This is a genomic window from Paenibacillus sp. FSL E2-0190 (genome assembly GCF_037992965.1).
GTDB lineage: Bacteria > Bacillota > Bacilli > Paenibacillales > Paenibacillaceae > Paenibacillus_AQ > Paenibacillus_AQ odorifer.
Window position 1 is genome coordinate 2,481,798 of the sequence record NZ_CP150306.1, and the last position, 11,663, is coordinate 2,493,460.

Here is an 11,663-nt window from a genome sequence, read left to right on the forward strand (position 1 = left end):
GGGGGACAGTTATGAAGGAGTATTCTTGCCAATACGCTGCTGAACCTTGTACCCGCAAGGTGCCTATTTTTGCTGCGTTAAGCGATGACGATCTCTCCCGGATCAGCGCTATGATCAAGCATCGTAAGTTTACTAAAGGTCAACCTTTAATTCTGGAAGGGGCGCCGTCAGATACGCTGTACATTATTCAGCGAGGGCATGTTAAATTATCCAAAACAACTCCTGAGGGCAAGGAACAAATTTTGCACATCTTGACGAATGGAGACTTTTTCGGGGAACTGAGCATTTTTAACAGCGATGAGCTGAGTAACTTCAGTGCTTATGCTCTGAAAGACACTAACATTTGCATGCTGACCCGAACGGATATGGAGCAGCTGATGAGGGATAATCCGGATATTTCGCTCAGACTACTGAAGAGTGTGACCAAAAGACTAGCCCATACGGAAAATCTGGCGCAAAGCCTGGCGACCAAAGATCCCGAAATACGAATTGCTTATATGATCATGGAACTCAGCGACAAATATGGTAAGCAGCGTGGCACTCATATTCATATTGACCTTCCGTTGTCTCGTGAAGAGCTGGCCAGTTATGTTGGGGTCACCCGCGAAACTATTAGCAGAAAATTCTCAAGGTTTGAAGATTCAGGTCTTATTGAGCTAATCGGAAACAAGCAAATGCTCATTATAGATCCAGCCGGTTTGGAGAGTTATATGGGGTATTAAGAGGATTACGGTGTATTGACCGCTCTTTATGACACCGTGGGTGCAGAACATACGCTATATGGGGCCAGACTCCGATACTTGTCGTTCCCAAAGGATTTCAGTATGATGAATACTATATAAACTTGTCCCTATGGGCTCGATTAATCGGAAGATGGCGAGGAAACCCAATGCAGAAAAGGAATAGCAGAAAATTTTTCCGTATCAGGCTAGAGGAAATGATTCAAACCTTGCGACATGAAATTCATTCGGGAAGTATAGCGATCGGCAGTTATCTTCCTTCAGAAAGCGACTTAGAGGTGCGCTTCGGACTTAGCAACGCTTCTGTGCGCAACGGGCTCAAGGTGCTGGTGGATGAAGGCTTAATTGAGAAAATTCCGCGTGTTGGCAATCGGATAATTCCTCCCGTAGAGGAAGGCAGAACGACGATCAAGTTCGGATATGTGAACACCATCTCCAAGCTTGTAGAGATGCAAGAGCTACTGAATGAGTTCGGTAAACGCTATCCGCATATCGACGTTCAGCCGCTCGAGTTGTCTTCAGGAAACTACTCGACATCTTTGAAGGAATATTTGCAGTCGGAAATCATGGATGTCGTACTGATGAATAATAACAATTATCAGGATTTTTTGGAGCAAGGCTGCACGGAGCTGCTGGAGCCGATGGAGGAACAGCCGGACACGTATCGTTTTCTTTCCGACCCGTTCCGGTATGGTGACCGTAATCGCGTTCGCCCCTTCATTTATTCTCCAGTCGTGCTTTGTTATAATAAACAGCATTTTAAGGAAGCCGGCGTATCACCACCAGACAGTAGCTGGACCTGGGACGATTTGTTTGCTAATGGTCGAAAGGTAGCTGAAGGTCATGACTGGTATGGTTTTTATTTTTATTTGCCCTCTCGTAACCGGTGGCCGTTGTTCCTGCTTCAGAGCGGTACGACGTTTGCGGCAGAGCAGGATGACGAAGGCAAATTCCGGTTCAGTGGCTCAAAGCTACTCGACAGTTTAGGAACCATTCGTAAGCTGATAGGCATGAAAGATGTATTTCCAGCCGTATTGTCCGAGAGCGATGCGGATGCGGAAGCCTTGTTCTTGCAAGGTAAAGTGTCCATGATTATGACGACCTATTACTTCTTGAATCAATTGCGTCAATCCGATTTGGCATTCGATATTGCTCCATTGCCGCGGCTGCAAAATGCTGATACGCTGCTGATTATAAATGGACTGGCGGTTAACAGCAAATCACAGAACAAGGATGCATCCATGCTGCTCGTTGATTTTCTCACCTCACACGAGTCGCAACTGATCATTAGGCGCAAGACGCTGAATATTGCAGCCAACCGTTTGGTGATGGATTGGGAAGGTGAGGAAGTGGGTTATCGTCCGGCCCGTTTTCAGCTTTATCGTGAGATCTTCCCTACCTATCGTCTGGTTACAGAGCTGGGTTTGAGCAACCTCCAGTTGAAAGAGATTCAACGTGATATCATGATGTTTGTTTCAGGTCTACTGGACAACGACGAGTTATGCCGCAGACTTGAGGAAATATTGAATGCGGTAAATCAGGAGACTCAGCACTCTTGAGGACTGAAAGTTTATTTGAACATCCCGGCACAGGTTCAATTCTGAATCTGTGCTTTTTGGTATGTTGAAGTATTTGTTTGTTGCACAAGAATTGACTCATATATGACTCATAATAAACATAAAAACTTGTTGACTATGCTTTTGTTGTTATTATATGATGCAATAGAAGTCAGATATGAGTTAACATGAACTCGATTTTATTAAGGTGGTGTAACTGCAAAGATGGAAAAGGAAGGCGTTTATTTTCACAATGTTTCGGAGCTGGTTCATAAACCCTATCAATCTGGATTGCATCTCCAGCGTTTTCCGCAGCATGTTCGCAATGGCTTGTCAGAGAAAGGAAGAACCAAAGCTATACAATCGAACGGCTGTGAATTGCGGTTTGTCACCGAATCCAAGCATGTTAGGGTCACTGTCGGATCGAATGATAGTAACGGCCGCGTTGTGGTATGCAGAGGGGATTTTTTTCATTCTCAGCATTTTCTGCAGGCGGGTACGGTAACCGCTCTGCACTTGGAGGAGCCGGAACGTTTTACAGAGGTATCAAGTAAGCGGCTGAATCAGTCTGGATTTTCCTCTAACGTATGGCGTTTGCATTTTGATCGTTTCGGAGCTGTTTACTACGATGTGGATGCTTTTGGTTGTGAAGTACGTGCGCCTAGACCGGAAGAGGTACCGAAGCTTACGATGCTCGCCTATGGATCTTCCATCAGCCAGAGCGCGGGATCCACGCATCATTTCAATGGTTACTTACAGCAGACAGCGCGCAGACTTGGTGTGGATGTGCTAAATCTTGCGCTTAGCGGATCTTGTTATTGCGAGGACGTAGTTGCCGATCATCTGGCTGAACGTGAGGATTGGAATTTTCTGTTTCTGGAACTTGGTGTCAATATGCGTGCTGTAGTGTCTCCCGAGGAATTCAAGCGTAGAGTGTCTTACATGCTGGACCGGGTTATCAAAAATCATCCTGACAAACCTGTGTTCGTTACTACGATTTATCCGAATCGTGCAACGTATTTTCTTGATACAGGCCATCTTCTTCATGTCCAAGAGGCGGTTTTTAACGAAGTGCTGCTTCGTTACTGTGAAAGCAATAAACATCCACAACTACATCTGCTGGATGGCGCATCAGTCATGCGCGATCTTACCTCGCTGACCTCCGATCTGATTCATCCTTCCGATTATGGACACACGCTAATGAGCGAGCATTTAGCCAAGCTGTTGCGGCCCATGATCGAACCCCTCCGAACTTCTAGTCATTCTACTGAAGTGTCCCCAATTTTATAATAGGGAGTTGATGGAAATGAAGCGTTGGATGCTTACCATGGTGGGAGTTTCATTATTAGCCGTCTCTATGAATGGATGTTCCTCTTCTAATAAGGGGGGAGAAGAACAAGCAGGGGAGAGTCCGGAAAAAACCACTGCTTTCTCCATATCGTTCCGGAGCGGAAACATTTCGTATGCAGACAATCATCCGAATATCAATGATGACAAATGGGTCAAAAAGCTGGAGGAACTTACAAATACAGATCTTAACATCCGTTTGATGCAGCAGAAAAATTTTGATTCGCAAATGATTCAAATGTTCGCGATCAACGACATTCCGGATGTCGTGCAAGCAAGCTCTGGGCTGACGAACCCTCAGTTGGCAGGTTCCGTGGAGGCCGGAGTATTCATGCCCCTAAATGAATTGCTTGAGCAGTATGGGCAGGATCTTCTCAAGAAAGTTCCGAAGGAGGCATGGGAGAAGGAGACCGATGCCAAAGGTAATATCTATGCGATTCCGGAATGGCTGTCCAATCCGTCACGCCGGGCAACTTGGATTCGTGCGGATCTTTTGGAACAAACAGGGCTGCCAGAGCCTAAAACAGTAGATGACTTCCTGAATGTCATGCGTGCTTTTAAGAAGCTGGGTGTGGAGAATCCTTATATGGGCCGGGAGGACTTTGTATATTCGGATATGTTCTTCGGATCTTACGATACCTTTGCTAATTTCTTTATGAAACAAGGGGATCAAATTGTCCCGAAATTTATGAATATCGAAAATATGCAAAAGACGATCCAAACGTACAAGACAATGTTCGACGAAGGACTCATTAACAAGGAATTCGTCACAATTAATCCCACGAAATTTAAGAACGATATTCTTGCAGGCAAGGCGGGCATCTGGAACATGAATGCGAACCTGTTGATCCAATGGGATCAGCAGCTAAGAGAACAGGTGCCTACTGGTAAAATGAAGCTGATTGCCTCGCCCACAGGGCCAGACGGTAAGGGGGGACTTCGTCTTGTCGGTACGGTGCCGCGAGCGTATTTAATTAACAAGAATGCGAAAGACCCTGCCGGGATCGTCAAGTTTTTCAACTGGATGGTTAGTGACGAAGCGGAGAAGTTTTTTACCTTCGGAATTGAAGGGGAAAACTACACTGTAGAGAACGGAAATATTAACTATAACAGACCGAAAACAGCTGATGAAGTTGATGAAGAAACGTTCCGTCAAATCCTGCTGTGGTTCGTACAGGATACTACCTACAATAAAGGTGCGCTTAGTCTCACACCCGAAGGAAAAGATTTGATGAAGCTCTACGACACAGTACTTGCGAATGAGGGACGCGACGGGATTCAATTTGAACCGCAAGTAAAAGGCTATCAGAAAAACCCGGACATCACCCCAGGTGGAGATAAATTGCCACCAGTTATATTGACGCATGTGATCAATATGGTATACGGAAAAAAGCCGATTTCCGACTATCCGAAGGTGGTGGAGGAATGGCTGCAGAAAGGGGGAAGTGACGTCGTCAAGGAAGCAACAGAACGTTATAACAATAACGACGGTGTGATTTTGTCCCGACATTAATAAGCTGCATCTCACAAGAGGTTTGAACTCCATAATGCTTGTGATTACCTATACCATGTCAAGGAGGAATTTATTTGAGAAACGGACTATATAGGAAAGCTTTTCGAGTGGGCATTAGAGTACTGTTGTCTTTGGCTTTGTTATATTCGCCTTTGGAAATGCAAGCGCTTACCGAAGTTTATGCAGACGGAATAACCGATGACTATGTTACGCTCTACGAGGAAAACTTCGATGACCCTGACAATTTTGGATCTACCGGTGGTATTGCCATTCCGGGGCCTTGGCTGCAGGAAGGCGAAGGAAACAGTATGGCGAAAACTTCGGTTTCGTCCACGGCCCCGTCCGTACCGAATCTGGTGAAAATCGATGGCAAGGATGCATTGGCGCTGTCAGTGAATTCGACGGGGTACCGCAATCTTCAATTGAGTTATTATACACGGGCATCCTCCTACATCGGAGGAAGCGTCATCGTAGAATGGTCAAGTGACGGAGGGATAAATTGGACAACGCTGGAGGAATTTAAGCTGCCCCCAGGAACGCTGGAACAAAAGAACAGTGAGCCGAACCAACTCAAAGTCCAAAACTTGGGCAGCGGAGCTGACAACAACCCGAACGTCAAAATCCGGGTTCGTGTGGGGGAGCTTATGAGCGCGAATATGTACATCGATAGTGTCGCCCTCAAAGCTCAAGCGATTCCCGGAATACCACCCGCAGAGACACCGGTGCCAATCCCTACACCGGCTGAACCTAAGCCGTTTGTGGTTCCTGAAGGCGTTAAGCTGTATGAAGATGTGCGGATTGGGAATGCTGGAACGCGGCCGATTTATACTTCGATTGCCGTACCCAAGATCCTGCCTCAAGCACCCGTGCCAGTGATGGTATACATTCATGGCGGAGGTTGGAATCACGGAGACCGGAAGCAAGCCCTTGCCAGTATCTGCAACTATGTAACCAAGCGAGGATATATCGGAGTATCGCTGGATTACCGCTTAACCCCGGAAGCGCCATTCCCGGCGCAAATTCAGGATGTGAAGCTTGCTATTCGTTACTTGCGCGCGCATGCGGCAGAATACCATCTGGACCCGAGTCGGATCGGTGTATGGGGTTCGTCATCAGGGGGGCATCTGGCCTCACTGCTCGGTACGACTGGGAACATTAAGTCAGGCGAGACAATCACATTGGATACAGGACATACCGTAAATGTTCCGGATTTGGCAGGAAATGGCGGTTGGCAGCAATATTCTGATCAAGTGCAAGCCGTTGTCGATCTCTACGGTCCAGCGGATTTTACAACAAACTTCGCTAATAGCTATAAATCAGTGAAAGCGCTTTTAGGCGGGAACGACGCGTTCTCTGTGCCAGACCAGGCAAGGTTGGCCATGCCTGGCACTTATGCGTCACCGGACGATCCGCCTTTTTTCATCCGCCATGGGGATGTGGATGCAACGATCCCATACACGGACAGCATTACGTTCTCCAATCAATTGAAGGATGCAGGCGTGAAAGTGGTCGATGTAAAAATTGTACCTAAACAAGGTCACGGTTTTATAGGCGAAGCGGCTGAGCAAGCAAGCGCCGAGGCTTGGGCTTTTATGGATCAATATGTAAAGAATCGAATGGCAACAACACCTGATGATGAGGTTGTATACCGCGATCTAGCCAGTCTGGCACCGAGCGACGATGCAGTCATCGACAGCAGCAAGCCCACTGTAAACTTCAATAGCGCGACGGGCAGCAGCAATGGATTGTTCAGTATTTCTTCTGGCGCCGAGAACAAGAAATATGTGTATTTTAAATTTGATGTCTCTTCATATAGCAATCCTGCAAACAGGTACATTTTTAATGTTGCTGCCAAAAAGGGTTCATCCAATGCGGACCTCGAACTTTCGTTATTCGGCCTAAAGGATACAAATTGGACTGAATCGGAGCTGACTTGGAGCAATGCGCCTGTCACGGATCTGACCATTGCTTCGTTAAGTGGGAAATTTACCGTAACGGCAGACAAATCAGGAGCTCCACAGGTTTACAGCATCGATGTGTCCGAGTTTGTCAGAGAAAGATTGTCCGCATCGGGCGGTAATATCGCTTTTCTGCTTGGTGATGCGGCAAGCACTGGAATTTCCCTCAATGTCTATTCGAAAGAAGCTAATGGCAACAGCAACCCCCGTCCACAGCTTGTTGTTCAAGAAGCGGTTGCACCTTCAAGCGACCATGAGAAACCTTCCTGGCCGGATGGAAGTTCTCTGAAAGCAGTCAATATAGGTACAGAGTTCATTCAACTTTCATGGCCGGCCGCCAGCGATAATCAAGGTATCGGCTCCTATCGCGTATACCGGGATAACACCCTGTTATCCAATGTTACCGGTGCAACGTACACAGCCGTTGGGCTTAGCCCTAGCACGGCGTACAGCTTTAAGGTTGAAGCGGTGGATCAGTCGGGCAATACATCCGTACCGCTTTCTTTTACGCGGTCAACGCTTACAGAACCCATCATTCCTTACGCGATTGCAAACGTGACAGCCAGCGACAGCGATGGCAATATCGCAACGAATACCATCGATAATAACTTGTTCACCCGTTGGTCCGCCGCAGGTAACAGCCCGTGGGTCCAATACGATTTAGGCGAACGGAAGCAGATCAGTTATTTAGGTATTGCCGTTTATAAAGGTGACACGCGTACGGCTCAATTGAGTATCGAAACTTCAAATGACGGTTTGGCTTGGACTACCATATGGACTGGTGCAAGCATGTACAGAACCATAGAGATGCAACCTTTTGATCTTCCTGACACAGAAGCCAGATATGTGCGGATCGTGGGTCTTGGAAATTCTGATGGCAGCGCGTTTACAAGTTTATCGGAGGTAAACATCTATGCGCCGTTCGCAAATGGCGATACACCTGTAGCCAGCATCCCGAACTACACACCTAATCCCTCCCGGGAACCGATCCCATTCACAGCTCCCGGATTAACCGAACCTGAGGGTACGGTGCATCCGGTTCATTCCTCACCTACTACCACTGGGCGCATCTTGAACGTGCTGGACTATAATGCTGATCTCGCCGATAACGACACAGATGACGGTATTGCTATTCAAGCTGCCATAAACAGTGCTGAGCCCGGCGATGAGGTCTATTTGCCGTCTGGGGTTTATAATTTGAACTCAACATTGGATACTCTTGTCAATTTGAAGCTCAAGTCAGGAGTAAACCTTCGCGGTGAGGATCAATCAACAACCATCCTCAAGACATCTCTCAATAAGGTAAAAAACAGCGCCCTGATGAAAGTATCCGGACAGCATGATCTGTCCATATCTAATCTCACATTGACTTCTACCTGGAACGGTGTCTACACGACGGACCATAAAGTGAACAACCCGGACGCCGGTGGTCCCGACAGCATGATTATCATCGCAAATTTTGGTGAGGTTCCGTCATACAACATCACGGTTGATGGGGTTACTGTAGAGAAGTATTCACGTATGGGTGTGCGTATCGACAACAGCCGTGATATTGTCGTACGCCGCAGCACGTTCCGAAATGCGACAGATGTAGGTCCGGGCGGTGCTGGCTATGGTGTGTCGATTCAAGGCATGGCCAAACAGGATCGCAACGGGTATGAGAACGACACGGTTTGGAATGTTGTGGAGGACTCCCATTTCGAAGGCCCTTATTTGCGGCATGGGGCGCTGATCCAATTTGTTGCCCATAACAATGTCCTGCGAAACAATCAGTTTATGAATACAAAGCTGGATGCCATCGATCTGCATGGAGAACTCGAATATTTGAACGAGATATACGGCAATGTGATTATTGACATTCCCTACGGTGCGGCGATCGGGCTGGGAAACACCGGGGGTACAGCACCCAGCAATCACAGTAAGTCAGGACCGCACAACTATATTCATGACAATACGATTCGTAATACAAGAGAAGGAATCAATGTAACTATGGGCACCCCGGATACAGTCATTGAGCGAAATGTGATTGAGAATACAACTCATATAGAGGACGCCAAGGGCATTCAGATTTTGAACGGGCCAGGTACTATCATTAAGGAAAATATCATTCGCAACAATACCGCGTCGAATTATTGGGCTGTATCCCTTGAGCATGATCCCGGCGACAGCAAAGCAAATGATATCGGAGCGGGCGACCCGCAGGACGTTCAATTGATCGAAAATTCGCTGATTGGCAATACGAACGGTATTCGACTTCTTGCTGGAAAAGGGATCATCCTGCTGGGGAATCTTATTGACAGTATAAGTCGCAATTATTTCAAAAATGACCATGTGGTAGTAGAGGGTTGGCCGTTACCGATTATACCCTAAAGAAAACACAAGCTCACTCATAGAAACTCCATATTGCAAGCGCTTTATTGTAGGTAGAATGAGGTTAGATTCATTCACTATTTAAGGAAATGGAGGAAAGCCGATGCCACATATTGAGATTAGGATGTACGAAGGCCGAACGAGTGAGCAGAAGGAGGAGATAGTCACCGTATTCACGCGGGAGTTATCCCGAATTATTGAACGGGAGGAACGATTTATTACCGTCGAATTTCAAGAAATTCCCCTGGATGAGAATGCTCCGGCGAACCTGCTGAAAACAGGACCTATAGGAAACGGTTATGAAAGCTAAGTTAACTGGGGTTGACCTTATTAACTACAAAGCCGACACGAAAAGGTCCTTGCTTTTAAACATGTGGAAATTCAGAGCACTCTATGTGATTGCGATTCCCGGGATCTTGTATTTTATTATTTTCAAGTACTTGCCGTTGGCTGGTTCAGTTATTGCGTTTCAGAACTACAATATTTTTAAAGGCTTTACAGGCAGTGAATGGGTGGGACTCGAGCACTTTAGGACGATGTTCCAATACCAGGATTTCGGAAGAATCTTGAGCAATACAATTCTGCTAGGCTTGTATGATCTTATATTCGCCTTTCCGGCTCCAATATTGCTTGCGCTTCTGCTGAATGAAATTCGGCTTGTGTTTTACAAACGGTTTTTGCAAACGGTGGTTTATATGCCCCATTTCCTATCTTGGGTAATTGTCAGCGGTATCGCCTTGGGTATCCTCTCCCCAGGAACAGGGATTGTGAATCAGGCTTTACAAGCTTTCGGCTTTGAACCGATTTATTTTCTTGGTGAAAATTCATACATTCGCACGATTTTGATCAGTTCCGGTATCTGGAGGGATTCCGGGTACGGTACGATCATTTATCTGGCCGCGTTGGCAGGAATAAACCCAGATCTTTATGAGGCTGCTGAAGTAGACGGAGCCGGGCGCTGGAAACAAACCTTAGCCATTACACTGCCGTCTCTTATACCGACGATTATGATTTTGTTCCTTCTCCATATCGGGAGATTTCTTGATCTTGGCTTCGAGCGGGTATGGGTATTCCTGAACGCGCTTAATACCGGGAACGGGGAGATTCTGGACACTTATATCTATAAGGCGGGGCTGCTGTCTCAGCAATACAGCTATACAACAGCAGTGGGGCTATTCAAGTCGGTAGTTGGACTCATTCTGGTGCTCATCGGCAACATTTTGAGCAAAAAAACAACCGGTGAATCGCTGTATTAATCGCTCTTTATGGAGGTAGGGATGATGAGAGTACGCTATACTCGCGGCCAGAATCTATTTAATGTGTTCAATCTTTTGTTTCTGACCGCTCTCGCTTTGGCTATGTTTCTGCCGTTTCTGAATGTGATTGCCCAGTCCTTTAGCAGCTCTGAAGCAATTATTAATGGCAGGGTAGGCTTGCTGCCAAAGGAATTTACCGCGATCAATTATCAGTACGTTTTCAGCGATCATTCCATTTGGCGGGCGTTCGGTGTTTCCGTCTATATTACGGTACTGGGCACCGCCATTAATCTGATTGCGACAGCTTCTCTCGCTTATCCGGTGTCGCGGCCGGAATTCGTAGGACGTAAATACATCGTCATGATGGTATTGTTCACTATGGTATTCAGTGCCCCTCTTATTCCAAACTTTATCCTGATCAAAAATTTGGGGCTTATGAACTCCTTATGGGCACTTATGATTCCGGGGGCCATCAGCGCATTTAACTTTTTCGTGATGAGAAGCTTCTTTATGCAGCTGCCTCAGGAGCTGATAGATTCCTCCAGAATCGATGGGTGTGGCGAGCTGCGGATCATAGTCAATATGGTACTGCCGTTGTCCAAACCGGTAATGGCCTCATTGGGGATTTTTTACGCCGTCGGGCACTGGAATACGTACATGAGCGCTCTGTATTATATCAACAAGCCGTCATTATGGCCTCTGCAAGTGATGTTGAAGAAGCTCTTCGAGACGGACGATATCAGCATTGATCCGGCTTCCTCAGTTTATAGCTCTTTGGCCCACACCTCACCTGAGGGCATCAAAATGGCTGTTATCATTGTCGCTACTATTCCGATTATCATGATTTATCCGTTTCTTCAACGCCATTTCGTTAAAGGAATGATGGTCGGATCCGTCAAATCCTGATCTATCATAGTGTGGTA

General features: G+C 46.7%; 8 protein-coding genes. All 8 read left to right on the top strand.

Annotation, left to right across the window (positions count from 1 at the left end):
- The first annotated feature begins 11 nt into the window (after positions 1–11).
- The 8 genes from NST25_RS10580 (at position 12) to NST25_RS10615 (ending at position 11,646) form a co-directional block, all read left to right on the top strand.
- On the top strand, positions 12–722 hold the full coding sequence (locus NST25_RS10580; protein WP_051491610.1) for a Crp/Fnr family transcriptional regulator: 711 nt from the start codon (positions 12–14) through the stop codon (positions 720–722).
- Positions 723–889: 167 nt separating this feature from the next.
- Entirely contained in the window at positions 890–2,299 is a 1,410-nt protein-coding gene (locus NST25_RS10585) for an extracellular solute-binding protein (RefSeq protein WP_340393950.1), read from the top strand.
- 222 nt (positions 2,300–2,521) lie between these two features.
- Entirely contained in the window at positions 2,522–3,586 is a 1,065-nt protein-coding gene (locus NST25_RS10590) for a GDSL-type esterase/lipase family protein (RefSeq protein WP_340393951.1), read from the top strand.
- Between the two features lie 16 nt (positions 3,587–3,602).
- A complete protein-coding gene (locus tag NST25_RS10595; protein WP_076130127.1) occupies positions 3,603–5,156 on the top strand; it encodes an extracellular solute-binding protein in 1,554 nt (517 codons plus the stop codon).
- A gap of 74 nt (positions 5,157–5,230) precedes the next feature.
- Entirely contained in the window at positions 5,231–9,484 is a 4,254-nt protein-coding gene (locus tag NST25_RS10600) for an alpha/beta hydrolase fold domain-containing protein (RefSeq protein WP_340393953.1), read from the top strand.
- 103 nt (positions 9,485–9,587) lie between these two features.
- Positions 9,588–9,794: a tautomerase family protein gene (locus tag NST25_RS10605; protein ID WP_076130129.1), complete on the top strand. Its 207-nt coding sequence runs from the start codon at positions 9,588–9,590 to the stop codon at positions 9,792–9,794.
- The gene (locus NST25_RS10610; RefSeq protein ID WP_076130130.1) at positions 9,784–10,740 is read left to right on the top strand and encodes an ABC transporter permease subunit; all 957 of its coding nucleotides are present in this window, start codon (positions 9,784–9,786) and stop codon (positions 10,738–10,740) included. Before NST25_RS10605 ends, NST25_RS10610 begins: the two co-directional genes overlap by 11 nt.
- A gap of 21 nt (positions 10,741–10,761) precedes the next feature.
- Positions 10,762–11,646: a carbohydrate ABC transporter permease gene (locus NST25_RS10615; protein ID WP_139329962.1), complete on the top strand. Its 885-nt coding sequence runs from the start codon at positions 10,762–10,764 to the stop codon at positions 11,644–11,646.
- The last annotated feature ends 17 nt before the right edge of the window (positions 11,647–11,663 follow it).

Coding starts and splice junctions, on each gene's coding strand:
- NST25_RS10590 (WP_340393951.1), top strand. CDS start 2,522: ATGGAAAAGGAAGGCGTTTATTTTCACAATGTTTCGGAGCTGGTTCAT.
- NST25_RS10580 (WP_051491610.1), top strand. CDS start 12: ATGAAGGAGTATTCTTGCCAATACGCTGCTGAACCTTGTACCCGCAAG.
- NST25_RS10610 (WP_076130130.1), top strand. CDS start 9,784: ATGAAAGCTAAGTTAACTGGGGTTGACCTTATTAACTACAAAGCCGAC.
- NST25_RS10595 (WP_076130127.1), top strand. CDS start 3,603: ATGAAGCGTTGGATGCTTACCATGGTGGGAGTTTCATTATTAGCCGTC.
- NST25_RS10615 (WP_139329962.1), top strand. CDS start 10,762: ATGATGAGAGTACGCTATACTCGCGGCCAGAATCTATTTAATGTGTTC.
- NST25_RS10605 (WP_076130129.1), top strand. CDS start 9,588: ATGCCACATATTGAGATTAGGATGTACGAAGGCCGAACGAGTGAGCAG.
- NST25_RS10585 (WP_340393950.1), top strand. CDS start 890: ATGCAGAAAAGGAATAGCAGAAAATTTTTCCGTATCAGGCTAGAGGAA.